Genomic DNA, 21,920 nt, shown 5'->3' on the forward strand with positions numbered 1-21,920 from the left:
CCCGCCCGGTGGATTACTTCGGTTCAGTCAGTGTGCCGCCAGCCTTGAGGCACTCGGACGGGGTCTTGACCATCACGCCTTCGCCTTTGCAGCTGTTGAGGCCCTTGCAGTCGTTCTTGGCGGTGGCGCACAGGCTGGTGCCTTTGCAGGTGTTGACGCCGTAGCAGCGGCCGGGTTTTTCCGGTTGGTCGGCGGCGCTGGCAGCGGTGGCGAACGAAGCGGACGCCATGGCGATCAGGGCAGCAGCGGCAGCAAGGCTCAGACGGGATTTGAGTGCAGTGTTCATGGGTGTTTCTCCGGGGTTGGGGTGAATTACTTGATAACGGAAGCAGCGTCTTCGATGACCTTCGCCACAGCCTCAGGCTGGGAGATGTACACCGAGTGGCTGGCCTTGATTTCGGTAACCTTGGATCCGGCGCGCTTGTACATCCAACGCTGCAGGTCCGGGCTCAGGGCACGGTCTTCGGTGGAGACCACGGCGTAGGTCGGTTTTTTGTGCCAGGCCGCAGCCCACACGGTGCCGCCGAACAAGGCAGTGGTCGCCGGCACTTGGGAGGCGGCCATGAAGTCGGTGCGGTTGGTGGTCAGGTCGGCTGCAAAGTCGGCGTTGAATTTGGTGCGGTCGAAGAACAGATGACCGTCGCGGCTGGCCTTGATGTCATCGCTGGGCGCCGGCATCGAGCCGATCAACTGGGCCATGTTCTCGCCCACTTCCGGCTGCAGCGCCGAGACGTAAACCAGCGACTTGACCTTGTCACGGTCACCGGCAATCGAGATCACCCCGCCGCCGGAGCTGTGGCCCACCAGCACCACCGGCCCGACTTGCTGCTCCAGTACTTCGCGGGCCTCGGCCACATCGGCGGCCAGGCTCTCGTGGCCCTGGTGCACCACGGTGACCTTGTAGCCCTTGTGAATCAGGATGTCGTGCACCACCCGCCAGCCGGAACCGTCGACAAACGAACCGGGCACGATCACCACGCTTTTACCGGTGCCGGGTTGTGGGGCATCCGCCGCCTGGGCCAACATCGGAACGGTCAGGGCCATGGCAATGGCCAGTGAAGAAAGCATACGCATTGGAAATCTCCATCAAAGTTAAGAACGTTTGCCTGAGATCAGGCGATCCAGCGACCAGGCCCCACCGCCGTACGCCAGCAGCGGCAACAACAGGCCCGCCCAGGTCAGGTGCACCGGCCACGCTGCGGGGTACACAAACACCTCGATCACCAACGTCATGCCCAGCAGCGCGGCGGCGGCCGGGCGGGTCAGCAAGCCAAGCACCAGCAACAGCGGGAACAGGTGCTCGGCGTAAGTCGCCAGGTGCGCGGCCCAATCAGGCGGAATCAGCGGCAAGGCGTATTCCGAACGGAACAGCGTGTAGGTCGACGGCTTGAGTTCAAGTAAACCCGTGACCTTGGTGCGCCCCGACAAGAAGAACACCGCCGCGATCGCCACCCGCGCCACCAGCAACAGCAGGGCTTCGGGGAGCAGGCGCTGGATCACGGTTGCTCCGTCAGGCTGCCGAAGCCTTTAGGGGTCTTGATCTGGGTGCAGGTGCCTTTGTCCACCAGCACCCAGGCGTTGCCCTGGTAATCGGTAGTGGAGGTGGCGGCGCACGAAGTGCCAGCGCCTGCGGCGCAATCGTTGGCACCGGCCAGGGCCACGCCGAAGCATTTTTCCTGGGGCTTGGGTTCATCGGCATGGGCCACGGCCGCGAAGGCGCTGAGGGACAGGGCGAGGGTTGCCGCGAGGGCTGCGTAAGGACGCTTCATGGGGTGAGTCTCCTGGCTTGACTGAGTGTGGCCAGGGCGCCTTGGGGTCGGTGACCGCCTGCGCCAGCTGGTGAACAGAGTTAAAGCCAGGCGTGTATCCGGTCTGTGTCGCGAACGCGATAGAACGTCATGCGGGTGTATCAGGAGGGGGCGGGGATACAGTTCGTTACACAGTCAATAAAACAGTGCCAAAACCCTGGCGTTTTATTCGGCATCCCGAACGACACAATTAGAAATATTCGCCTTTCCGAACGAAGGCCCTATCAGGGCGTCGACGACCGCAAAAATCACCATAAATTTCATACGGTTGTTGTCATGTTTGTTACATGCCAACTGGCATACATTCTGCTTCATCCATGTTTCTGGTAATAAAATGTTTCAGCTCTGAGACAGTCTCATCCCCTGAAGCATGGCCGGCGATCCACCTATAAAAACGCCCCCCCAAAGAAGGGTGGCCTTTCCGACCTTTTGATCGACATCAACTTTTCAAGACTGCTGCTGCACATCTGCACCCCAAAAAGGGCGAACGGCCTGATCGCCGAAAACAAGCCCGACTATAAAAAGGACGATTTGATGAGCTCGAGCAAGAACCACGCAGTGTCCTTCCTGGACGCAGACCACCCCGCGCCGGCTACCCCGGACAGCACCATTGGCTTCGGTCCCTTTCTACTCCTGGCAAGACAGCACGTATTGTTGCGCAACGGCGAGCCGGTGACCCTCGGCAGCCGCGCGCTCTACCTGTTGATTGCGCTGGTGACCCGTGCCGGCGAATTGCTGGAGAAATCCGAACTGATCTCGTTCGCCTGGCCCAAGGTGGTGGTGGAAGAATGCAACCTGCGCGCGCAGATCGTCGCGCTGCGCCGGGCCCTGGGTGACGATGGCAACTTCAGCTACATCGTCACCGTGCCGGGCCGGGGCTATCGTTTTGTCGCGCCGATCACCGTGCAGGCCGCCGGTGAAGAGCACCTGCCAGTCCCCTATGTGCGGGTGGATGAGCCCAACCTGCCGACGCCGACCGCTGAAGTGATCGGCCGTGATGCCTTGATCACCAGCCTGGCCGACCAAGTCATGAGCCAGCGCTTCGTCACCCTCACCGGTCCCGGCGGCATCGGCAAGACCACCGTGGCCATGGCCGTGGCGCAACGCCTGGCCAGTGAACTCAACCTGGGCAGCTGTTTTGTCGACCTGGCCCCCGCCACCAGCGGGCAATGGGTGGCCGGCATGCTCGCCAGCGCCCTGGGTATCCAGACGGTCAGCGAAGACCCACTGCAGGGCGTGGCCGCCAGCCTGGCCAACCGGCGTTTGCTGCTGGTACTGGACAACTGCGAACACGTGCTGCCAGCAACCGCCGACGCCGTGGAAACCCTGCTGCGCAGCGCGCCCCAATGCCATGTACTGACCACCAGCCGCGAACCGCTGCGTGCCGAAGGTGAACGGGTGCACGACCTGGCGCCGCTGCAAGTGCCCGACGCACACGCCAGCCTCAGCGCCCACGAAGCCCTCGCCTGGTCCGGCGTGCGCCTGTTTGTGGAGCGCGTACGCGCCCTCGACCCCGACTTTGTATTCGGTGATGCCGATGTCGCTGCGGCCTGTGCGATCTGCCGCAAGCTCGACAGCAACGCCTTGGCCATCGAGATCGCCGCCGCCCGCGTGCGCACCTTTGGCATCCAGGACCTGGTGGGCCTGCTCGACGGCAGTTTCCGCCTGCAAATGACCGGCCGACGCACTGCCCTCGCCCGCCACCGCTCCCTGAGCGCCACCCTGGATTGGACCTACGCCATGCTCAGTGGCGATGAACAGGCGATGCTGCGCCAGCTCGCGGTGTTCACTGGCTCCTTCACCCTGGAAGCGGTCAAGGCGATGACCGCCAGCAGCAGCCTCGACCCGCGCAACGCCCTGCCCCTGCTCGAAAGCCTGATGGACAAGTCACTGCTGATCGCCGGTGAATCCAAGGCGCTCAAACGCTATCGCCTGCTGGAAACTACCCGCGCCTACGCCTTGGAAAAACTCAGCGAACAGGGCGAAACCACCTCAACCTGCCAACGCCATGCACGTTACGCCCTCGGCATGCTGCAAGAAGCCGGGCAGACCCTGGATGGCCTGTCGCCGGAAACCTGGCTGGCGCTGTACGGCCCGGAAATCAACACCATCCGCGCGGCGCTCGACTGGGCCTATTCGCCCAGCGGCGACTTGCCCCTGGGCATCGAACTGACCCTGGGCGGCGTACCGCTGTGGTTGCGTATGTCCCTGGTCAGCGAGTGCCGCACCTGGGTCGACAAAGGCCTGGCCAGCGACGGCCTCGTCCCACTGCCGTTGCGCCAGCGCATGCTGTTGCAGACCGCTCTGGCCAGTGTGCTGATGCTCACCTACGGCACCGGCAGCGAAATGCGCGAAGCCTGGCGCCAGGTGCGCGAAGACGCCCGCGACCTCGGTGATGCCGAACACAAGTTGCGTGCCCTGTGGGGCCTGTGGACCGACCGCTGCGGCTGCAACCAGTACACCGAAGCGCTGGAACTGGCCGAGCGCTACATCGCCCTGAACAGCAGCGGCAGCCACCAACTGCTCGGCAAGCGCATGCGCGCCGTGGCGCTGTTCCACATGGGTGATCTGATGGGTGCACGGCAGAATATCGACGAAGCCCTCGGCTCACCGTCGGCGCCGCGTTCGCACATCATCGACGTGCACTTCGACCAACGCATTGCCGCCCGTTGCCTCAAGGCCAAGGTGCAGTTGCTCGAAGGCGATGTCGACCCGGCGCTGCGCCTGATCGGCAGTTGCGTGGATGAAGCCATCTCCCTCGATCACCCCGCGACCCTTTGGTACACCTTGTGCCTGGGCGCGATCCCCCTGGCCTTGCTGGCGTCCAACCTGCCGAAAGTGCGCTATTACCTGGGGTTGCTGCAAGACAGCACCACTGGCCAGGACCTGCATATCTGGCGGCAATTTCGCCTGTGCTTCGAGAGCATCCTGCTGATCCGCGAAGGTTCGCCCGAAGCCGGCGTGCCGCAATTGGGCGAAGCCTTGCACCACCTGCAAGGCCAGGGTGACAGCCAACTCTACAGCCTGCTGCGCTGTGAATACGCCCTGGGCCTGGCCCGCCTGGGCCTGGAAAAACTTGCCCTGGAAGTACTGGAAGACACCCTGCAACTGGCCCTCGGTCGCCACGAACGCTGGTTCGCGCCACAGATGTTGCGGATCAAGGCACAAATGACCCTGCGCCAGGCGCACTACGGCTCGGTAGACAAGGCCAAAGTCCTGCTGCGCCAGGCGTGGGTGGATGCGCAATTGTCGGGCGCGCATTTTTGGCGGGCGCAGATTGCGACGGATTTGGCGCGGTTGCAGGAGCCTAAGTTGCGCATCGCCTCCCTACCCCGCTTCCAGCACCGATAGAGACGTCAATCTAGAACGATTTTCTGTAGTGAGCGGGGCTGTTGTGGTGAGCGGGCTTGCCCCGCGCTGGGCTGCGAAGCGGCCCTAAAACCAGACGGCCCGGTTCTAGATGGAAACATGCGGCGACTGGATTGGGGCTGCTTCGCAGCCCAGCGCGGGGCAAGCCCGCTCACCACAACCACAACCACAACCACAACCACAACCACAACCAAAGCCATCCTCAGTTGGAGCTCAATTAAAGTCAAACCGCATCCCACAGCGAGTAATCACCTACCCGATCAACCAACCCTGCCCGCAACGGGTTCGCGATGATGTAACGGGCCATCTTGCGAATATCATCCTCTTCACGCACCGCCCTATCGTGATAGCCGGGCTGCCAGACACGCTCCTTGCTTCGGCGACGACGGTTGATGGTCAGCGTGCTACATGACTTGATACGTCGCACTACATCGGCCAGGGTCTTTTGCTTCAGTTCGAATAGCCAGTGGATATGGTCGGGCATGATGACCCAGGCTAGAGAGTCGATATGACCAAGCTCGTGGGCGTTCCGGAACTCGGCAACCAGCAAACGCCCCAGGAACAAGTCGGTAAATAGTCGTTGTCGGTTATGGACGACGATGATGATGAGGTAGCTGCGGCCGTGTTCCGAATAACGTCCGTGACGCAGGCGGTGGGATTGAGGTGCTGGGCGCAAATCCGTTGCTCCTGGAGAAGTCCTTGAGAGCATCAACGCTAGCGGCAGATTTAACGTGAGCCCGGCTTATTTATTGACTGAATATATCCGTGGTGAGCGGGCTTGCCCCGCGCTGGGCTGCGAAGCGGCCCTAAAACCAGACAACCCGGTTCTAGATGGAAACATGCGGCGACTGGATTGGGGCCGAAAAGAAAATCGTCTTCAGCGAAGACACCAACCCGCAGATGTTCGAGCAGGATGCTTTGCTCAAGCCCAATGGCGGTGAATACCACGACGTAGACAAACCCTGAAGCCCGACACACCGGGCCCTGCTGCATGGGGCCCGGCTTTGGGAAACCGTCAGTTTTTGTCAAAGCCCAACTGCCGGTACAGCGTTTTCATGTCGTAGTAGTCGGTGCTCTTCACGATCTCACCGTCCTTGATCCTGATCACGCAGCAACCATCGACATTGATCGTTTTATGGGAGGCGCCATGGCCGAACAGCTCACCCTCATGGGTTCCCGTCATATGCCACTGGATCGTCCCGCCATGCTCGCCAAGGCTGATCAAGTCGCTGATGACCTTGAAATCGGGCAAGGCCTTTCTGATCAGGTCGAAGAAGTCACCCAGCTCGGGCCGTCCTCGCATGGTTAGCCCCGCGGCCTTGTCTTCATAGACAGTAGCCTCTGAAAAAATCCCGAGAAAATCGGCTTTGGAGGTGCCAGACCAGAGGTCAGCCCATTTCTGAATCAATTCACGATTTGTATCTGTCATGGTGAAACTCCCTTGAGCGCAGGAGGCGGAGCAACGGTAATCTCCCGTCGACCCCACCGTTCATTACGCTGACAGATACAACCTCAGCTCCTGCCGAGCAGATACTTCCTCTGTAACAAAAGCGTTCAACAAGCGTAGCCCGGCCACTGCCTAAATCAACCGCGCGGCCACCAACCAATCCGCCACCGCCTGGAACGACGCATCCGGCACCGGGTCGCCGGGCACGGTTTTGCGGGCAATCTCCGCGGCCAGTGCCTTGTCCGGCGCGTGGGGAATGCCCAGGTCATAGGCCTCCTGCAACATCAACAACGCCTCTTCTGGCGAGGCCCGGCACACGATCACCGGCACCGGCGTTTCCCCGCGCACGTAACGCACGCCAATCACCCAGCCATCGGTGGTGCCGATCATCATCGACGCGCGGCTCAAGCCGAGCTTGGTGGCCAAGGCCTGCATTTCATTGCGCTGGCGCCGGCGTTCGCTCTTGATCAGCGGGTCGCCGTCGATGTCCTTGCGTTCGCGCTTGGTTTCGCTGCGGGTCATCTTCATGTCGCGACCGAACAACCAGCGCTGCATCATCACGTCCACACCGCCCACCAGGATGAACGCGCAGAGCACGGTGAATACCAGCGGCTTGAGTACCAGGAAAAACGTCGACTCCATGCACTCGGCGCCGCAACGCGACGACTCCATCAAGGCCTGCAACGCATGCCTGCCGACCACGTAGAACGCGATCGCCAGCACCTGCACCTTGATCAGGCCCTTGATGAACTCCACCAGGTTGCGCAGGGCAAAGATCTTCTTCATGCCCTCCGCCGGGTTGATGCGCTTGAACTCGGGCTTGATCGGGTCGGTGGAGAACACAAAACCGCGCATCGTGATGATGTTGGTCAGGATCACCACGCCGGTGGTCACCGCCATCACCGGCAACGTGATGCCGATCACCAGTTGCTCGGCATGGTCGAGCACCCGTGGCCATACCGTGGCAAACGGCTCGATGTAGATCTGCGCGGTGAGGTCGATCAGCGCCGTGACCTGGGCCTTGGCGCGGGGTGCGAGGATCGAGATGCACAGCGTGCAGAACAGGATGACCATGCCCGACACCAAGTCCTGGCTCTTGGCGACCTGGCCTTTCTTGCGCGCGTCCTGGAGCTTCTTGTCCGTGGCCGGCTGGGATTTCTCTTCGCTGGTATCGGCCATGGGCTACTCCATGCCGGCCAGGGTCTTGAGCAGTTCGACGGTGCCGCGAAACTCCGCCAGTTGATCAAGCATCATGGGGATCAGGAAGCCGATGTAGATCACCATCAGGATCGTGAAGAACAGGTTCTTCACCGGCAACGACAAGTCGAAGATGTGCAGGTTCGGCGCCATGCGTGACAGGTAGGCGAGCATCAGGTCCGTCACCAGAAGCGCGATCAACAACGGCGAGACCATCAGCACGCCGACGCGCATGATCTGGTCGAGAATCGACAACACCGCCAGCAAAGCCGAGCTGGCGAAGACCGGGGTAAACGAGGTGACCGGCCAGAGTTGATAGCTGTGGTAATACCCGTCGACCATCAGGATGAACCCGCCGGACATGAAAAACAGCGTGATCAGCATCACGGTGAGCAGCGTCGCCATGACGCTGGACTCCCCGGACGACAACGGGTCCACCAGTTGCGCCATGGTCGAGCCGCGCTGCAGGTCGATCAATTCCCCCGCCACTTCAGCGGCCCAGAACGGAATGCCGAACAGCAGGCCGATCAAAATGCCGATCAGGAATTCCTTGATCAGCAACCCGGCGATAAACACGCTGCCATGTTCGGGCATCGAGGTCAGCGCTTCGAACACCGGGAAAAACATCGGGATGGAAATGGCCACGGCCACACAGCCGCGAATCATGCCGGTGAGGCCGAGGCGGTTGAACGCCGGGGTGATCACCACCACGCCCATGGCGCGGCAGGCGGCGAGCGAGGCGGAACTGATCACCGGGTAGGCGACCTCCAGGAACTGCGCGGTCAGGCTGGCATCCATGGGCGGTCAGCGCGTCCACATCGGGAAATTGTCCAGCACCTGGCCACCGAGTTCCGCCACTTGCCCGGCGAGAATCGGGCCCAGAAACACGATGGTCAGCAGCACCGCCACCAACTTCACCACCTGCGGCAGGGTCTGGTCCTGGATCTGCGTCAGCGCCTGAAACAGGCCCACGCTCAAGCCCACGATAATCGCCACCCCCAACGCCGGCGCGGAGAGCATCAGCACGGTCATCAGTGCCTGTTTCATCAATGACAGGAATACGTCCTGGCCCATGGGTCGTGCCTCAGCCGTAACTCAGAATCAAACCGTGCATCAAGCGCGACCAGCCGCTCAGGGACACGAATAAAAAGATCTTCAGCGGAATGGAGATCAGGTTCGGTGAGACCATCGACATGCCCATGGCCATCAGCACGTTGGACACCAGCAAGTCCACCACCAGGAACGGGATGTACAACAGAAAGCCGATCTCGAAGGCGCGGGTCAGTTCCGAACTGACGAACGCCGGAATCAACACCACCAGGTCATCATCGCGCAGGTCGGCACGGGCTTGCGGCGACCAGATAGTCTCGGTGGCCTGCACGAAAAAGCCGCGCTCGGATTCATTCGCAAAGCGCTTCAGGTGCGCCTGCAACGGCGGACGCAAGGCGTCCCCCAGGTCCTTGAGTTGCTCCACATGCTCGATGTTGAGGTCGCGCCCCTCCACTTGCCGGTACATGTCGCCAATCAACGGCGTGGTCACGTACACCGACAGAATCAGCGCAATGCCGTACAACACCAGGTTCGGCGGGGTCTGTTGCACGCCCAGGGCGTTGCGGATCAGGAACAGCACCACCGAGATCTTCATGAAACCGGTGAGTGTCACCACCGCCAACGGGATCAGCCCGATCGTCGCAACGACCAGGATGATCTCGATCAGGTTCGGCTGATAACCGGTCATGAGGTGGCGAAACTCAGCAGACGCACGCCCAAGCCGTCACCAATTTTCACCAGTTGGCCCTGGCCGACGCGGCGGCCGTTGACCATCAGGTCGACGCTGTCGACGCCCGGCGTATTGAGCTGCAACAGGCTGCCCGCGCCGAGCTCGCGCAATTGCGCCAGGGTCAGCTCCAGCGTGCCGACCTGGCACACCAGTTTCAACGGCAGGTCATCCAGTGTCGCGGCGGCATCAACATCAGTCATGGGGTTCTCCGGTTCCACAAAGGGGGCTCTCAAGGCTTCCTGCAGGCGCAGGACTTCACCCTGGTATTGGCAGCGCGCCTGCAGGCGGCCGTCGAGGTCGAGCAGCAGGCCAGGGCCTTGTTCCAGCATCAGCACATCGCCGGGGCGCAGGCTGCGCAGTTCGCCGAGGCTCAGCCACTGCCGCCCCGCCACCACCGCGAGGGTCTGGTGCAGGGCCAGCAACGGCTCGGGTTCGGGCTGGGCGTACTGCGCCAGCAGCTGCGCCACCCGCACGGCGGCGCTTTCGCTCAGGTCCAGTTGGGCGCTCATTGGCGGCTGGTTGGCGAAAGTCAGCTCCAGCGCTACGTGCACGGCAAACGGGTCTTGGCCTTCGCCCGCGTCGAGCAACTGCACCGGGTGGCCGAGCAACGGTTCCAGGGTCTCGATGAGGTCGAGCAGCGCCAGTTCCAGCAACAGCGAACGCGGCAGTGCAGGCAAGGCCTGCACATCGAATGACAATGCCAGCGGCAGCAACAACTGTTCCATCGTTGCGGCGGACAACCGCAGGCGCACGGGTGCACGGCCGAGTGACAACAGCACGTCACGCGGTGCAGTGAGGGCTTGAGGCTCGGTGGCCCAGCTCACACGCAGGTCCTGCCCGGCGCAACGGCCTTGCCAAGGACGGTAACGGCGGTGCAACGCGTTATGCAGGGCCAGCAACGCTGGGTCGAAATGGGTCAGCCAGGGCGACAACGGGTCGGCAAGAGCTGCGATCATGTGCCGACGCCTTCGTCACGCAGCTCGCCAACACGGCGCTCATCGCTCTCACGGCCTTTGAGCAGGCTTTGCCAGGCGTCGGACTGACGCTGACGGCTCAGCCGTTCCTGGCGGAACAGATCGCGCTCACGCTCCTGGCTTTCAAGCGTGGTGGACACGTGGGTCACGTCGTTTTCCAGTTGCTGCTGGTCGTCCGACAGGCCGCGCAACCGATCCTGGGCCGCCTGCCAACTGGCCACCGACAGGCCTTCGGTGAGCGAGGCATACACCTGCCGCGCTTCCTCGGCGATGGCCTCACGGTGCAGGCGCAATTGCTCCTTGGCGTCGGTGAGCACGCCGTGGGTTTGTTCGCAGCGTTGTTGTTGAGCGGCCAGTTGGCTGGCGGCGCGTTGTTCACGCAAGACCCGCAGGGTTTGCAGCGTGCGCAGTTGCTCGGTTTTCATTGGGTTTGCTCCTTATTCATGCCAACACCCGGCGCATATGGGCCAGGGTCTGTTCCAGGTTGCTCGGCTCGCCTGCGTTCTGGCGCAGGAAGGCTTCGATGGCGGCGTAGCGGTTGATCGCTTCGTCGGCCAGGGGGTCGCTGCCGGGGGAGTATTCGCCAACGCGGATCAGCATTTCAATCTCGCCATACCGCGCCATCAATTCGCGGATGCGCATCGCCAGGCGCTTGTGTTCTTCATCGGCGACCTGCTCCATCAAACGGCTGCGGCTGCGCAACACATCCACCGCCGGGAAGTAGTTGCGCTGGGCCAATTCGGCGCTGAGGACGATGTGCCCGTCGAGGATCGAACGGGCTTCCTCGGCCACCGGATCGCTGGCGGCATCCCCCTCGGTGAGCACGGTGTACAACGCGGTGATGCTGCCGGTTGGGCCTGGGCCGGCGCGTTCCAGCAGCCGCGGCAAGGCCGAGAAAAACGACGGCGGATAACCACGCCGCGTCGGCGGCTCGCCCACCGCCAGGCCAATCTCGCGCTGGGCACGGGCGAAGCGGGTCAGGCTGTCCATCAACAGCAACACGTTGCGGCCCTGGTCGCGGTGGTATTCGGCCAGGGTGGTGGCAACAAACGCCGCGCGCACCCGCTCGGCCGCCGGGCGGTCCGAGGTGGCAACCACCGCCACGGTGCGCGCCCGGGCCTGGGCGTCGAGCTGCACGTCGAGCAGTTCGCGCACTTCCCTGCCCCGCTCGCCGATCAGGCCGATCACGATCACATCGGCTTCGCTGTTGCGAATGATGCTGGCCAGCAACGACGACTTGCCCACGCCAGGCTCACCAAAGATACCCATGCGTTGGCCCTGGGCCAGGGTCAGCAGGCCGTCGATGGAGCGAATGCCCAGCGCCATGGAGCGCACGATCAACTGCCGGGAAAACGGTGCCGGGGGTTCAGCGTGCAGCGGGTAATGCTGCAGGGCCACGGTCGGCGGGAGGCCGTCACCGTCGAGAAAATCGCCCATAGGGCTGATCACCCTCCCTAGCTGAGCATCCCCCACTGCCACGCCCAGGGTTTCGCCGGTGGCGGTGATTTGAGTGCGGGTGGACAGCCCTTCCATGGAGCCGATGGGGGACAGGATCGCCTCGTCACCGTCAAAGCCGATCACCTCGGCGCTCAGACTGCGGGCGCTGCCCGGATCACGCAGTTGGCACAGCTCACCGATGCTCGCCCCGGCCACGCTGGCCCGCAGCAACACACCGCGAATGCTCAACACCGTGCCGTGCATAGGGCGCAAGCGTGCCTGGGCCAGGCGCCCGCAGAGGCGAGGCAGCAGCTGTTCCAGGTTCATGCCACGCCCTCTTCGGCGAAAGGCAACAGGCTGCGCCGCAGGTTTTGCAACTGGGCCTCGAGGCCCAGTTCAACTGAACCGGCCGGGCTGTTCAGCCGCGCCTGGCCAGACTGCAACTGATCGTCTGCATCCACTGCAATGGCCAGCCCTTCCAGCTTGAGGCGTTGGCGCAACGCGTCGACCTCCACTGGCGCCACCCACAAGGTCAACGCCTGGTCCTGGCGGAACGCGCTCAAGGCCTGGCGGGTACTGCGCACCAAGCGGTCGGCGTTGTCCAGTTCGCCCAGCACTTCACGCACGATGCCCAGCGCCAGGTCGGCGAGGGAGGCTTCCAGGCTGCTCAAGTAGTGCTGCACCTGGGACTGGGTGTGCAGCAGCAATTGCGCAACCTGTTCAGCCCCGGCTTGGCGGGCACTTTCGAAGCCTTCGGCGCGGGCGCTGCTCAGCCATTGTTCGCTGTCGGCCTTGACCTGTTCGGCCTGCTCCTTGGCCGCTTGCAGGAAGGCAAACCCGTCGCTCCATAACGCGGCATCGTCGGCGCGCAGGATGCGTGCAGTGGGACGGCTCGGCAATTCGCTCATGGCATCATCTCCTCGGCCAGCAGGCACGCGGCGGCGGCCTGGACGATTTCCAGGTCACGCGGCACTCGGGCGCTATGGCCCTGGGGGAAGGCAAAGCGCAAACGCAACCAGCCCTGCCAGTCGGCATGCTGGGCGTGCAACCAGGCGGCGACACAGCCTTGGCCGTCGCGGTCGATGGCCTCGATCAATTCGCTCGGATCGCGCAGTAAATCCGCTGCGCCGCCGAGTTGGCGCAAGGCCAGGGCTGAGACAAAGACTTCAGCACCCAGGCCCTCGCGCAGCTCATTGACTACCTCGCGGCGGATCTCCCGGCTCAGGGTCACAGCATGCCAGATCGCCCCGCAGAGCCTCGGCAAGCGGGCGAACTGCGCGGGCGACAGCAGCAATACCGACAGGTCCGCCGCCAACGGCGTGACCAGTTGGTCCATGGGCGCCAATTGATAATGGCGGACCAGCAGTTGTTCCAGGCGCTGGCGAAAACGCGGCTGCCCGTGCATCGCCCGCAGCACGGCGTCCGGCAACTCATCGGCAAAACACGCGCCCAGGCTCGGCCCGCGTATGAACTGCAACGGCTCGGCGATCAGCCCCTGCCAGCGCTCGAACAGACTCATTCACCCTCCTTGAGCACATACAGCGCCTGGGACTGGCGACGCACCCATTGCTGACGGGCCAGCACCCCGACAGCGCCGAAGGCGATCAATAACAAGGCACCCAACATCAGCCGCGCCTGTGGCAGGTTGTCTTCCAGCAGCCACAGGCCCATGAAGCGGGCCAGGCGCGGCTGTGCCGGGTTGTTGCTGATGGCCACGGCGGCCTTGATCGCGGTCACCGAAACGCCGTCGTAGCTCAGCCCGGAAATACCGTTGGCCACCAGGGTCTTGATCTTTGGAATCAGCGTATTGATGTCGGTGCCTGGGTCGTAACGCACCAGCACCGACGCCGAAGACGGTGAAATCACGCGTTTGAGCAAGTCGTTGTCCGGCAACACCACGTGCACGCGAGCGGCGACGATGCCGTCGATCTGCGAAACCGAGTGCGACAGTTCTTCGCTCAGCGCATAGATCATCTGCGCCCGCTCCTGCACCGGCGACGACACCAGGCCATTGCCCTTGAACACCTCGCCCATGTTGGAAAAGCTCTGTTGTGGCAGGCCGGCGTTGTCGAGCAGGGTCATGGCTTCGGCAAAGCGCGACTCATCGACCACCACCTTGAGCTGGCCGTTGTCCTGGGCCTTGCGTTCCGCCGGGATGCCACCGCGCAGCAGCACCGCGACCATGGCGTTGGCGTCGCGCTCGCTGAGGTTGGTATAGAGGTCGGTGTTGCACGCTTGCAACAGGCTGGCGAGCAGGCCGATCAGCAGCAGGCGCAAGACGCGGTTGGGGCTTGGCATGGCGTTATTGGCCCTTGAGCAATGTGTTGGCGGAACCGGAAATCTGTGTCGCACCGCGCACCACCATCTGGGTTTCGATGGAGTAGTCGAACATCTTGCCCAGGGAGTGGACGATCTGGTCGACCTGTTGTTCGCCGACCTTTTTCCCCGGTTCACCTTGAGGCGACGCGCTGGCGGTGCGGATTTCTGCCGAGGCCGGTGGCGGCGCCGACGGATTGTTGGTGAGCACGTCGGCACGCTCGGAAAACGCCCGCGTGCGGTCGATGAAACTGTTCATGCGCTCCATCAGGCCCGAGCCGATCTGGTGCGGGCTGGCGCCTTCGGGCATGCCCTTGGCGGTGTTGGCCATGTGCTCGAACAGGTTCTGCGAGGCCCCGGCGGGCCCCGCGCCGGCAGACGGCGGCAGCGCCGAGGCGCCGGCGGCGAGACTGATAGTCATAGGGGCTTCCTACTCTTCGTCGTCATCGGACATGGCGTCGTTCAGCAGTTCCTGCATCTTCGGCATGATGATGAACTGACCACCGATGGTGACTGCCTGAGTGATCAACGCATCGGTGAACTCGGGGTCATCGGCTTCGTTGGGTTTGTCGGCGGCCTTGGCGTTATCCACCGCGGCATTGAACTTGGCTTCAGGGCTGGCGCCACCAGGGGCGAGATTGCTGTCTACGGCCGTTACGGACATGGTGCTGCTCCTTTACTGGGTTGGGGTTTCGGTACTGACTTGCGCGCCACGGAACACCCGCACCCCGTGCTCGCGCGCCACCGGGGCGGCCACGACATTGGGTTGCAAGTGATCCACATGCTGCTGCACCAACGCCAGGTACGGCGGTGGTCCGGACACGAACACTTCATCGCCCTCGGGGCCGTTGCGCATCGACAGTTGCTGACCGAACACATCGAGGTTGCTGAGGTAGGCCTGCAGCTGGTCGAGGTCCAGGGCGCTGGCCTTGAACAGCCGGGTAGCGATTTCATCGCTGGCGTTGAGGTACAGCAGGTTGCCGTCGAAGTACCAAGTGAGGCCGTTGGTGCTGCACAGCGTCTGCAGGAACTCACCGGCGGTGGCGCCGCGAATCGTGCTACGGGCTTTGCCACGCACCTTGTCGGAGAGCACCAGGGGCACATCGAGGTTGTGGCCGAATTCTTCCAAGGCGCTGCGCACATCCTGGTCCACCAGCACGTAGGCATAGGGCTGGGAGAACCACGCAGGTTCTTCGGCGGCGGTGGCAAAACGGCTGCCGAACAGGCATAGGACAGCCAGCAAAAATATGCTTACATGGCGTCCGCCTTCGCCAGACGAGTTGTGACGATGTTCAAGAATTTCCTGCTCGCCAGTACCCTGTTGCTGGCCGCCTGCGCCAGCAAACCCGCGACCGATTCCGACAAGTCGTTGCAACTGGCCGATGACCTGAGCAAGCGCGGCGACTACGCCAGTGCGGCCGCGCTGTACGAGCGTGCGGCGCAGCAACCCGGTGCCGGCATCGAGTTGTGGCTCAAGCTCGGCCAGGCCAGGCTCGACGCCAAGGATGCGCTGGGCGCCGAGCGTGCCTTCCAGCAAGCCTTGGGGTTCGATGCGCGCAATGCCGACGCACTGCTCGGCCTGGGCACCGCGCAGTTGCAGTTGGGCAAGACGCAACGGGCGGTGACTGCCCTGGGCCAGGCTGCCGAGACCAGCCATTTGCCGGTGGCCTACACCCGTCTGGGTGTGGCGCAAATCCTCAATGGCCAGGCCGCGGCGGCGCAAACCGCGTTCGCCAAGAGCCTGAGCCTCAAGCCCGACGACCTCGACAACCGCTGCAACCTGGCCCTGGCTTACGCGCTGGGTGGGCAGGCGCAACAGGCGTTGGATGCCATTGCACCGGTTGCGCAGTCGCCACGCGCCTTGCCCCGGCATCAACGTAATGAGTTGTTGGTGATGGTGTTGGCCGGGTATGAGCAGCGGGTGGCCACACTGCCGCTGGATGACATTCCGGCTGCCGAACGTGCACGGCTGGTGACGGAAGCCAAGCGCATCAAAGCCATCAGTGATCCGGTGGTACAGGCTCGAGAATTGGGGCTGGTTGACCCGCGTTGAGCCTATGATGGGTGGGTTTGTTGTGGTGAGCGGGCTTGCCCGCTCACCACAGAATGCCTGTTCAACACGGGTCATTGCTTACCCCCTGCCGCTTCGGCCTTGGCTTCTTGTTGGTCTTTGCGTCGCTGTAGCTGCTCGCGGTCGAAACCTTCGATGTAGACCTGGGCGGCGCGCCCCACGGGCGCGGCCATCACTGGGCCGGTCGTGCGGCCTTGGATCAGGTCTTGCTTGCGCTCGACCATTTGCATCAGGTTCAGGTTATTCGCGCAGCCCAACGCCAGCGTTGGTTTGAAATCCTCGCCCAGTCCAATGGTGTCCGTTGCCGGCGGTTGCTGGCATTGGGTCGGCAAGCCATCGGCACGGTACTCGGACGAGTAGTACGTCGGCGCCAGGTGGGTCTGGCAACCCATCAGCGCCAGGGGCAACAGCATCAATACGCGTAAAGCAGTCATGGCAGTCCCCCTGATCAATTCATGTAGAAACCGAACGCCCCGCCGCTGCGCGGTCCGGTGGACGCTGCGGTAGCCGGTTGCGCGTCGAGGGGCGTGGCGAGGGTGCGACCGCGTACCGGTTCCACCAGGTACGGCGTGATGAGAATCACCAGTTCGGTTTCATTGCGCTGGAAGCGCTTGGAGCGGAACAGGTTGCCGAGGATCGGCAGGTCGCCCAGCAGTGGCAGTTTCTCGATGTCCTGGCTGCTTTCACGCTGGAACAGCCCGGCGATGGCGAAGGTCTGCCCACTGCCGACTTCCACCCGTGTATCGGCGCGGCGCACGCTGAAGGACGGCACATGGAAATTGCCGAAATCCACGGTGCCGCCGCTGACCACGCTGCTGACTTCCGGACGCACTTGCAAGGCGATGCGGCCGTTGGGCAGCAGGGTCGGGTTGAACAACAGCGACACACCGAACGACTTGTATTCGATCCCCACCAGGTCACGGTTGACCGGCACCGGGATCGCCACTTCGCCACCCGCAAGGAAGCTGGCGGTCTGGCCGGTCATGGCGGTGATGTTCGGTTCAGCCAGAATCTGCAGCACGCCGTTGGCCTGCAACGCATCGAGCATGCCGTCGATATTCACATTGCCTGAACCGGCACCCGCTGCTGCCAAGCCACCCGCCGTGGCGGCGGCCAATGGTCCGCCGGTGATCAGTCCAAAGGAAAACGTGCCGTTGTTGAACATGGCGTTCCAGTTCACGCCGTAGTGCAGCAGCTCGGAGCGGGACACCTCGGCAAAACGCACGCGCAGGTTCACTTGGGCGGAGCCTGCGTATTCGGTGGTGTTGATCGCACTCTGAAAGCCTTGCCCCTGAGGGTTGAGCAAGGCATTCAGGTCGGTCGCTTCCGCCACCGAACCCAGGGTGCCTTTAGCGACCAGGCGGTTACCGGCGCCGCTGATCTGTGCGCCGTTGCCGGGGTGCAGTGCCTGCATCGGGGTGGTCACCGCCTGGCTGCCACTGCTCACGGCCAGGGTCAGGCTCGCCAGTTGTTTGCCGTCGCTGCCCAGGGCGATCAGGCTGGTGTTGCCCGGTGCCTTGCCGAAGATATAGATCGTGCCCGGCGACACCACTTGCAGGTCGGCCACATTCGGCTCGGCCACCAGCACCGAATCCACCGGCGCGACAAAATGCAGGATGCGCCCTTCACCGGAGGCCAGGGCAATCGAGCCCCCGGCACCCGCCGCGATTTCCTGAGCCTGGCTCACGCACGACAAAACACTCAGCAACAGCACACAAAAACGCATCATGAGGCAGACGCCAGGGAAGTGACGGAAGCCGCGGCAGGCGCGCGGCGGTTGGAGATTTCGGTGAGGCTGATGGTCACCAGCGCTTGCAGGTTGTACTCGGTGGCCAACTCGCGGAACGACAGCACCGCCAGCTCCAGCTCACCGCGCAGCACCAGGCGGCGCAGGCTGCGGCGCAGTTCCGGGTGCACCAGCAACACCGCACTGTTGACTTCGCGAGTGTTGTCACAGGCCACGCGCAGTTGGGCGAGCAAGGCACGGCTGACTTCTTCGGGGATCAGTTCGCGCTGCGGCTCCTGGCGACGCAATGAGGCACGCAGTTGATCTTCCAGGCCCGGCGCCAACACCAGCGCGCCGATCACCCGGTTGCGGTCGGCGTATTGATGGCTGATCTGCCGCGCCAGCGCGGCACGCAAGTGTTCGGCCAAGCGCCCGGCGTCGGTTTCGCGGGCGCCCCACTCCACCATGGCTTCGAGCAAGGCACGCTGGTTGCGAATCGACACGCCCTCGCCGACCAACAGGCGCAGGGTTTCGGCCACGCGCTGCAACGGCACCAGGCGCAAGGCTTCCTTGACCAGTTCACCGTAGGTAGCCTCGGTGCGCTCCAGCAGCAGGCGGGTTTCCTGAATGCCGAGGAAGTCGGCGGCATAGCGACGCAGGCTGCGTTCCAGCACGCCGCGCAGCACCTCGTCGGGCATCAGGAAACCGATGCCGGCGTTGCGCAGCGTGTCTTCGTGCTGGCGTTCGATCCAGTGGGCGTTGCGGCCATTGAGTGGCGAGTCGGCTTGCACGCTGGCGATGTCCAGCAACTGCACATGCACCGGGTCGTCCTGCACCAACAGGCAGTTGATCGGCAACTCGCCTTCGTTCACCGGCACGCCTTCCAACGACACGCGGAAACTGCCCGGCGTGGCCTTGGCCTCCATGTAGATACCCGGCACCGGCACGTCCACGCCAAGCTCGGTACGCAAATCGTGGCACAGCGCTTCGACGCGCTGGCGTAACAGTTGGCGCGGCGCGCTCTGGGACACGCCGCTGCCAATGGTCAGCAGCACACGGGTATCGGGCAGCAGGTTGTCATCCAGCTCGGCCTGCACTTCGGCCACCGGTTCCGGCGTCTCGACGAGCACTTGATCTTCAGGCTGCCGGTGATGACGGCGATACATCATGAACGCAGCACCGCCAAACACCAGGGACAGACCGAGAAAGACCCAGGTCGGAAACCCCGGCAGCAAGCTCACGCCAATCATGATCAACGCGGTCAAGCCCAGCGCCCGGTAACTGGCGCCCAGTTGCTTGATGATCTCGCTGCCCAGGTCACCCGCTTCACCATCACTGTTGACGCGGGTGACCACGGTGCCCGCTGCCACGGAAATCAGCAGCGCCGGAATCTGCGCGATCAGGCCGTCACCCACGGTCAGCAACGAGTAGGTGTGCACCGCCACGCCAAAGGGCATGTCACGTTCGATCATGCCGATCAGCATGCCGCCGAGCAGGTTGACGGCGAGGATCACCAGGCCGGCGATGGCATCGCCTTTGACGAACTTCATGGCGCCATCCATCGCGCCGAACATCTGGCTTTCACGCTCCAGGCGCGAACGGCGGCGGCGGGCTTCGGCTTGATCGATGTCGCCGTTGCGCAGGTCGTTGTCGATGCTCATCTGCTTGCCGGGCATCGCGTCCAGGGTGAAGCGCGCGGCCACTTCCGCCACGCGCTCGGCGCCCTTGGTGATCACTACGAACTGCGCCACGGTGATGATCAGGAACACCACCATGCCCACCACCACTTGCCCGGCGATCACGAAGTCACCGAAGGCCTTGACTATATGGCCGGCGTCACCGTGCAGCAGGATCAAACGCGTGGTGGTGATCGACAGTGACAACCGAAACAATGTGCTGAGCAGGATCAGCGGTGGCAGCGCGGAGAACTCCACCGAGTGGCCGATGTAGAACGCCACGATCAGGATCAGGATGCTCAGGGCGATATTGAGGCCGATCAGCGCATCCACCAGGTAGGTGGGCAGCGGGATGATCATCATCACGATCGCCATCAGCATGAACGCGACGATGATCACGTCGGTGCGCTGCGCAGCGAGGCGCGCCAGGTTGTTCAGGCGGTTGAGTGCACTCATGCGCCGCCCCTGCGTGCAGCCAGGTAGCGTTTGAAGCATTGACGCGCTTCGTCCTTGCGCTCGCCGTACCACAAGGCGCGGGCGCGCAGCAGCAACAGACTGGCAGATTCGCCTTCCAGCGCCACCAGGCGGTCCAGGGCACTCAGGGCACGGGCGGCGTCACCGCTGTCGGTGAAGGCCAGCACCAGCGAGCGCAGCAACACACCGTCGTGGGGCGCGACGCTGACGGCAATCAGCAGCATCACCAGGGCGCGCTGGGACTGGCCATTGCGCCGGTACAGTTCACCAATGCCTTTGAGCAGTTGCACGGCGTCTTCGTTATCGCGGGCCATCAGGTATGGACCTCCGAGCGTTGCTGTTCGAGGTTGCGGCGCATCTCGATCTCTTCGCCAATCAGCTCGACGGCCAGTTCCTTGATGTGTGGCTCGGCGTCCAGGCCGGGCAGGATGTGTTCCATCACATGCTCCAGCAGCTCCAGGGAGCGAGCGCCGCCGAACAGCAACGAGTCGACGCCGGCGGCGGCGGTGAGCGCTTCGAGGTCACTGCGCAGGGAGCGGCGGGTCTGGGTCTTGCGGGTCTTGAGCACCGCCTCGAAGGCGGTGGCCTGGCGCGAGTTGACCGGGCGAACCGCTTCGACCGGCGCACTGCGCACATCACTGGGAATCAACGGGCGGGGTTCGACTTTCATCCCAGAGCCTTAGCTTAAAAGCATGGTCACAGCGTGAAGGTGAAGCGCTCCTCGCCACGGGCGAGGATCACTTGGTTGTTTTCGATGCGTTCCAGCACCCAGTTGTCCGCCAGGGCTGCGCCGGGGTACAGGCGCTTGCCGCTGTCGTTGATCACGTAGGGGTGGGTGCCGAACCACACGGCCTGGAAGCGCACACGCGGCGCGGCGGCATCGGCGCGGGCTGTCACACGCGGGCTGAGCACGATCTGCTGGCCGTAGCGCTGATCGAAAGCCTGCTGCAATGCCAGCCACTGCGGCTTTTGCGACTGTTCAAAGGTGCCGGTGGCACTGAGCTGGTCGTTGCTGTCACTGACCTTCACGGTGTCCAAGTGGGCGGCTTGTAGCTGCTGTTCCAGCCAGGCCCTGGCTTGCTCGCGGGACGGCATTTTCAGCGGCGCTACCTCGTCGGCCTCGACCGTTGCGGGCAACAGTGGTGCTTCGCTACGAAACGCCAGCGCGCCTGCACAGATAAACAGCAGGACGGTCGCGGCAATCCAGGGGGTAATTTTGCGTGGGGCGTCCGATGGTTTTGCAGCACCGCCAGGCCCTGCCAGGCTCACAGCCGCCGTGCCGATCCGCAGTTGCAGCGGCAGTCGCGCGCGATGGCCGCTGCCGTGGGGAATGCGCACATTGCCGGCGAGCAGCACGTCACCGCCCAGCGCTTCGACCGCTACCTGGTCGCCTTCAAACCGCAGGCGCAGGTGCAGACCGGCAATGCCGGGATCGCTGAGGACCAGATCGGCCGCCAGGTCGGCGCCGAGGGTGTAGACCGGCTGGTCGAGCACCAGGGAACTGCCCTGGTGCAAACCACCGGTCACGGTCAAGGTCGGTGCGCCAGTAGCGGCGACCGGACCCAAGGAAATCAAGGCTGTCATGGTTGGGTTTGCCCCCTTGAGCATGTGCAACGGGGTCAAGCATCAGAGGGTAAACGGGCAG

At 63.4% G+C, this 21,920-nt stretch carries 28 protein-coding genes; 3 read left to right on the top strand and 25 right to left on the bottom strand.

What is annotated here, in order from left to right; all coding sequences use genetic code 11:
• Window positions 1-13: 13 nt before the first annotated feature.
• From bufA2 to U367_RS0110085, 4 genes are read right to left on the bottom strand one after another with little or no spacing between them, the layout of a single operon-like run.
• A complete protein-coding gene (bufA2, locus tag U367_RS0110070; RefSeq protein ID WP_028616821.1) occupies window positions 14-286 on the bottom strand; it encodes a BufA2 family periplasmic bufferin-type metallophore in 273 nt (90 codons plus the stop codon).
• 26 nt (window positions 287-312) lie between these two features.
• Window positions 313-1,074, bottom strand: coding sequence for an alpha/beta fold hydrolase (locus tag U367_RS0110075; protein WP_010209550.1), 762 nt, complete (start codon window positions 1,072-1,074; stop codon window positions 313-315).
• 18 nt (window positions 1,075-1,092) lie between these two features.
• Window positions 1,093-1,500, bottom strand: a complete 408-nt coding sequence (locus tag U367_RS0110080; protein WP_028616822.1) for a DoxX family protein — start codon at window positions 1,498-1,500, stop codon at window positions 1,093-1,095.
• Window positions 1,497-1,769: a BufA1 family periplasmic bufferin-type metallophore gene (locus tag U367_RS0110085; RefSeq protein WP_010209548.1), complete on the bottom strand. Its 273-nt coding sequence runs from the start codon at window positions 1,767-1,769 to the stop codon at window positions 1,497-1,499. The genes U367_RS0110080 and U367_RS0110085 overlap by 4 nt, the downstream gene beginning before the upstream one ends.
• 573 nt (window positions 1,770-2,342) lie before the next feature.
• Here U367_RS0110085 and U367_RS0110090 point away from each other — a divergent pair.
• Window positions 2,343-5,159 (top strand): ATP-binding protein, encoded by a 2,817-nt coding sequence (locus U367_RS0110090; RefSeq protein WP_028616823.1) that lies wholly within the window; start codon window positions 2,343-2,345, stop codon window positions 5,157-5,159.
• A 241-nt stretch (window positions 5,160-5,400) separates the two neighbouring features.
• Here U367_RS0110090 and U367_RS0110095 read toward each other — a convergent pair whose 3' ends face one another.
• Window positions 5,401-5,853, bottom strand: coding sequence for an REP-associated tyrosine transposase (locus U367_RS0110095; protein WP_028616824.1), 453 nt, complete (start codon window positions 5,851-5,853; stop codon window positions 5,401-5,403).
• A gap of 155 nt (window positions 5,854-6,008) precedes the next feature.
• Here U367_RS0110095 and U367_RS1000000132530 point away from each other — a divergent pair, with 155 nt between their 5' ends.
• Window positions 6,009-6,143 (top strand): hypothetical protein, encoded by a 135-nt coding sequence (locus U367_RS1000000132530; RefSeq protein WP_268964204.1) that lies wholly within the window; start codon window positions 6,009-6,011, stop codon window positions 6,141-6,143.
• 49 nt (window positions 6,144-6,192) lie between these two features.
• Here the strand turns inward: U367_RS1000000132530 and U367_RS01000000130045 are convergent, their stop codons facing one another.
• The 14 genes from U367_RS01000000130045 to U367_RS0110170 form a co-directional block, all read right to left on the bottom strand.
• The gene (locus U367_RS01000000130045; protein WP_032864182.1) at window positions 6,193-6,606 is read right to left on the bottom strand and encodes an ester cyclase; all 414 of its coding nucleotides are present in this window, start codon (window positions 6,604-6,606) and stop codon (window positions 6,193-6,195) included.
• 150 nt (window positions 6,607-6,756) lie between these two features.
• Window positions 6,757-7,803: an EscU/YscU/HrcU family type III secretion system export apparatus switch protein gene (locus tag U367_RS0110110; RefSeq protein ID WP_028616825.1), complete on the bottom strand. Its 1,047-nt coding sequence runs from the start codon at window positions 7,801-7,803 to the stop codon at window positions 6,757-6,759.
• Between the two features lie 3 nt (window positions 7,804-7,806).
• Complete coding sequence (gene sctT, locus U367_RS0110115; RefSeq protein ID WP_016978389.1) at window positions 7,807-8,619, bottom strand: type III secretion system export apparatus subunit SctT; 813 nt, start codon at window positions 8,617-8,619, stop codon at window positions 7,807-7,809.
• Window positions 8,620-8,625: 6 nt separating this feature from the next.
• Window positions 8,626-8,895 carry an EscS/YscS/HrcS family type III secretion system export apparatus protein gene (locus U367_RS0110120; protein ID WP_016978390.1) on the bottom strand — a complete coding sequence of 90 codons (270 nt, stop codon included), beginning with the start codon at window positions 8,893-8,895 and terminating at the stop codon, window positions 8,626-8,628.
• 10 nt (window positions 8,896-8,905) lie between these two features.
• The gene (gene sctR, locus U367_RS0110125) at window positions 8,906-9,559 is read right to left on the bottom strand and encodes a type III secretion system export apparatus subunit SctR (RefSeq protein ID WP_016978391.1); all 654 of its coding nucleotides are present in this window, start codon (window positions 9,557-9,559) and stop codon (window positions 8,906-8,908) included.
• Window positions 9,556-10,557: a type III secretion system cytoplasmic ring protein SctQ gene (gene sctQ / locus U367_RS0110130; RefSeq protein WP_028616826.1), complete on the bottom strand. Its 1,002-nt coding sequence runs from the start codon at window positions 10,555-10,557 to the stop codon at window positions 9,556-9,558. Before sctQ ends, sctR begins: the two co-directional genes overlap by 4 nt.
• Entirely contained in the window at window positions 10,554-11,000 is a 447-nt protein-coding gene (locus U367_RS0110135) for a hypothetical protein (protein WP_028616827.1), read from the bottom strand. The genes sctQ and U367_RS0110135 overlap by 4 nt, the downstream gene beginning before the upstream one ends.
• A 16-nt stretch (window positions 11,001-11,016) precedes the next feature.
• Window positions 11,017-12,339, bottom strand: a complete 1,323-nt coding sequence (locus U367_RS0110140; RefSeq protein WP_032864183.1) for a FliI/YscN family ATPase — start codon at window positions 12,337-12,339, stop codon at window positions 11,017-11,019.
• Window positions 12,336-12,920 (bottom strand): FliH/SctL family protein, encoded by a 585-nt coding sequence (locus tag U367_RS0110145; protein ID WP_028616829.1) that lies wholly within the window; start codon window positions 12,918-12,920, stop codon window positions 12,336-12,338. The genes U367_RS0110140 and U367_RS0110145 overlap by 4 nt, the downstream gene beginning before the upstream one ends.
• Window positions 12,917-13,531 (bottom strand): hypothetical protein, encoded by a 615-nt coding sequence (locus U367_RS0110150; RefSeq protein WP_028616830.1) that lies wholly within the window; start codon window positions 13,529-13,531, stop codon window positions 12,917-12,919. The genes U367_RS0110145 and U367_RS0110150 overlap by 4 nt, the downstream gene beginning before the upstream one ends.
• On the bottom strand, window positions 13,528-14,310 hold the full coding sequence (gene sctJ / locus U367_RS0110155; protein ID WP_028616831.1) for a type III secretion system inner membrane ring lipoprotein SctJ: 783 nt from the start codon (window positions 14,308-14,310) through the stop codon (window positions 13,528-13,530). The genes U367_RS0110150 and sctJ overlap by 4 nt, the downstream gene beginning before the upstream one ends.
• A 4-nt stretch (window positions 14,311-14,314) precedes the next feature.
• The gene (locus tag U367_RS0110160) at window positions 14,315-14,749 is read right to left on the bottom strand and encodes a hypothetical protein (protein ID WP_016969163.1); all 435 of its coding nucleotides are present in this window, start codon (window positions 14,747-14,749) and stop codon (window positions 14,315-14,317) included.
• A gap of 9 nt (window positions 14,750-14,758) precedes the next feature.
• Window positions 14,759-14,992, bottom strand: a complete 234-nt coding sequence (locus U367_RS0110165; RefSeq protein WP_028616832.1) for a hypothetical protein — start codon at window positions 14,990-14,992, stop codon at window positions 14,759-14,761.
• Between the two features lie 12 nt (window positions 14,993-15,004).
• Window positions 15,005-15,568 (bottom strand): hypothetical protein, encoded by a 564-nt coding sequence (locus tag U367_RS0110170; protein ID WP_028616833.1) that lies wholly within the window; start codon window positions 15,566-15,568, stop codon window positions 15,005-15,007.
• 48 nt (window positions 15,569-15,616) lie between these two features.
• Here U367_RS0110170 and U367_RS0110175 point away from each other — a divergent pair, with 48 nt between their 5' ends.
• Window positions 15,617-16,381, top strand: coding sequence for a tetratricopeptide repeat protein (locus U367_RS0110175; protein WP_028616834.1), 765 nt, complete (start codon window positions 15,617-15,619; stop codon window positions 16,379-16,381).
• A 71-nt stretch (window positions 16,382-16,452) separates the two neighbouring features.
• Here the strand turns inward: U367_RS0110175 and U367_RS0110180 are convergent, their stop codons facing one another.
• The 6 genes from U367_RS0110180 to U367_RS0110205 are packed head-to-tail and all read right to left on the bottom strand — an operon-like array spanning window position 16,453 to window position 21,859.
• The gene (locus tag U367_RS0110180) at window positions 16,453-16,833 is read right to left on the bottom strand and encodes a hypothetical protein (RefSeq protein ID WP_028616835.1); all 381 of its coding nucleotides are present in this window, start codon (window positions 16,831-16,833) and stop codon (window positions 16,453-16,455) included.
• A gap of 14 nt (window positions 16,834-16,847) precedes the next feature.
• The gene (locus U367_RS0110185) at window positions 16,848-18,128 is read right to left on the bottom strand and encodes a type II and III secretion system protein family protein (RefSeq protein ID WP_028616836.1); all 1,281 of its coding nucleotides are present in this window, start codon (window positions 18,126-18,128) and stop codon (window positions 16,848-16,850) included.
• Window positions 18,125-20,257 (bottom strand): type III secretion system export apparatus subunit SctV, encoded by a 2,133-nt coding sequence (sctV, locus tag U367_RS0110190; protein WP_028616837.1) that lies wholly within the window; start codon window positions 20,255-20,257, stop codon window positions 18,125-18,127. Before sctV ends, U367_RS0110185 begins: the two co-directional genes overlap by 4 nt.
• On the bottom strand, window positions 20,254-20,589 hold the full coding sequence (locus U367_RS0110195) for a tetratricopeptide repeat protein (protein WP_028616838.1): 336 nt from the start codon (window positions 20,587-20,589) through the stop codon (window positions 20,254-20,256). Before U367_RS0110195 ends, sctV begins: the two co-directional genes overlap by 4 nt.
• Window positions 20,589-20,945 carry a hypothetical protein gene (locus U367_RS0110200; RefSeq protein WP_028616839.1) on the bottom strand — a complete coding sequence of 119 codons (357 nt, stop codon included), beginning with the start codon at window positions 20,943-20,945 and terminating at the stop codon, window positions 20,589-20,591. Before U367_RS0110200 ends, U367_RS0110195 begins: the two co-directional genes overlap by 1 nt.
• A gap of 26 nt (window positions 20,946-20,971) precedes the next feature.
• Window positions 20,972-21,859: a SctD/MshK family protein gene (locus U367_RS0110205; RefSeq protein ID WP_028616840.1), complete on the bottom strand. Its 888-nt coding sequence runs from the start codon at window positions 21,857-21,859 to the stop codon at window positions 20,972-20,974.
• Window positions 21,860-21,920: the final 61 nt, after the last annotated feature.

Origin of the sequence: Pseudomonas canadensis, assembly GCF_000503215.1 — a bacterium.
Taxonomy (GTDB): Bacteria; Pseudomonadota; Gammaproteobacteria; order Pseudomonadales; family Pseudomonadaceae; genus Aquipseudomonas; species Aquipseudomonas canadensis.

Excerpts from the sequence above, each read along its gene's own strand:
- bufA2 (WP_028616821.1), bottom strand. The coding sequence starts at position 286 with ATGAACACTGCACTCAAATCCCGTCTGAGCCTTGCTGCCGCTGCTGCC.
- U367_RS0110075 (WP_010209550.1), bottom strand. The coding sequence starts at position 1,074 with ATGCGTATGCTTTCTTCACTGGCCATTGCCATGGCCCTGACCGTTCCG.
- U367_RS0110085 (WP_010209548.1), bottom strand. The coding sequence starts at position 1,769 with ATGAAGCGTCCTTACGCAGCCCTCGCGGCAACCCTCGCCCTGTCCCTC.
- U367_RS0110090 (WP_028616823.1), top strand. The coding sequence starts at position 2,343 with ATGAGCTCGAGCAAGAACCACGCAGTGTCCTTCCTGGACGCAGACCAC.
- U367_RS1000000132530 (WP_268964204.1), top strand. The coding sequence starts at position 6,009 with ATGGAAACATGCGGCGACTGGATTGGGGCCGAAAAGAAAATCGTCTTC.
- U367_RS01000000130045 (WP_032864182.1), bottom strand. The coding sequence starts at position 6,606 with ATGACAGATACAAATCGTGAATTGATTCAGAAATGGGCTGACCTCTGG.
- U367_RS0110110 (WP_028616825.1), bottom strand. The coding sequence starts at position 7,803 with ATGGCCGATACCAGCGAAGAGAAATCCCAGCCGGCCACGGACAAGAAG.
- sctT (WP_016978389.1), bottom strand. The coding sequence starts at position 8,619 with ATGGATGCCAGCCTGACCGCGCAGTTCCTGGAGGTCGCCTACCCGGTG.
- U367_RS0110120 (WP_016978390.1), bottom strand. The coding sequence starts at position 8,895 with ATGGGCCAGGACGTATTCCTGTCATTGATGAAACAGGCACTGATGACC.
- sctR (WP_016978391.1), bottom strand. The coding sequence starts at position 9,559 with ATGACCGGTTATCAGCCGAACCTGATCGAGATCATCCTGGTCGTTGCG.
- sctQ (WP_028616826.1), bottom strand. The coding sequence starts at position 10,557 with ATGATCGCAGCTCTTGCCGACCCGTTGTCGCCCTGGCTGACCCATTTC.
- U367_RS0110135 (WP_028616827.1), bottom strand. The coding sequence starts at position 11,000 with ATGAAAACCGAGCAACTGCGCACGCTGCAAACCCTGCGGGTCTTGCGT.
- U367_RS0110140 (WP_032864183.1), bottom strand. The coding sequence starts at position 12,339 with ATGAACCTGGAACAGCTGCTGCCTCGCCTCTGCGGGCGCCTGGCCCAG.
- U367_RS0110145 (WP_028616829.1), bottom strand. The coding sequence starts at position 12,920 with ATGAGCGAATTGCCGAGCCGTCCCACTGCACGCATCCTGCGCGCCGAC.
- U367_RS0110150 (WP_028616830.1), bottom strand. The coding sequence starts at position 13,531 with ATGAGTCTGTTCGAGCGCTGGCAGGGGCTGATCGCCGAGCCGTTGCAG.
- sctJ (WP_028616831.1), bottom strand. The coding sequence starts at position 14,310 with ATGCCAAGCCCCAACCGCGTCTTGCGCCTGCTGCTGATCGGCCTGCTC.
- U367_RS0110160 (WP_016969163.1), bottom strand. The coding sequence starts at position 14,749 with ATGACTATCAGTCTCGCCGCCGGCGCCTCGGCGCTGCCGCCGTCTGCC.
- U367_RS0110165 (WP_028616832.1), bottom strand. The coding sequence starts at position 14,992 with ATGTCCGTAACGGCCGTAGACAGCAATCTCGCCCCTGGTGGCGCCAGC.
- U367_RS0110175 (WP_028616834.1), top strand. The coding sequence starts at position 15,617 with ATGTTCAAGAATTTCCTGCTCGCCAGTACCCTGTTGCTGGCCGCCTGC.
- U367_RS0110180 (WP_028616835.1), bottom strand. The coding sequence starts at position 16,833 with ATGACTGCTTTACGCGTATTGATGCTGTTGCCCCTGGCGCTGATGGGT.
- U367_RS0110185 (WP_028616836.1), bottom strand. The coding sequence starts at position 18,128 with ATGATGCGTTTTTGTGTGCTGTTGCTGAGTGTTTTGTCGTGCGTGAGC.
- sctV (WP_028616837.1), bottom strand. The coding sequence starts at position 20,257 with ATGAGTGCACTCAACCGCCTGAACAACCTGGCGCGCCTCGCTGCGCAG.
- U367_RS0110195 (WP_028616838.1), bottom strand. The coding sequence starts at position 20,589 with ATGGCCCGCGATAACGAAGACGCCGTGCAACTGCTCAAAGGCATTGGT.
- U367_RS0110200 (WP_028616839.1), bottom strand. The coding sequence starts at position 20,945 with ATGAAAGTCGAACCCCGCCCGTTGATTCCCAGTGATGTGCGCAGTGCG.
- U367_RS0110205 (WP_028616840.1), bottom strand. The coding sequence starts at position 21,859 with ATGACAGCCTTGATTTCCTTGGGTCCGGTCGCCGCTACTGGCGCACCG.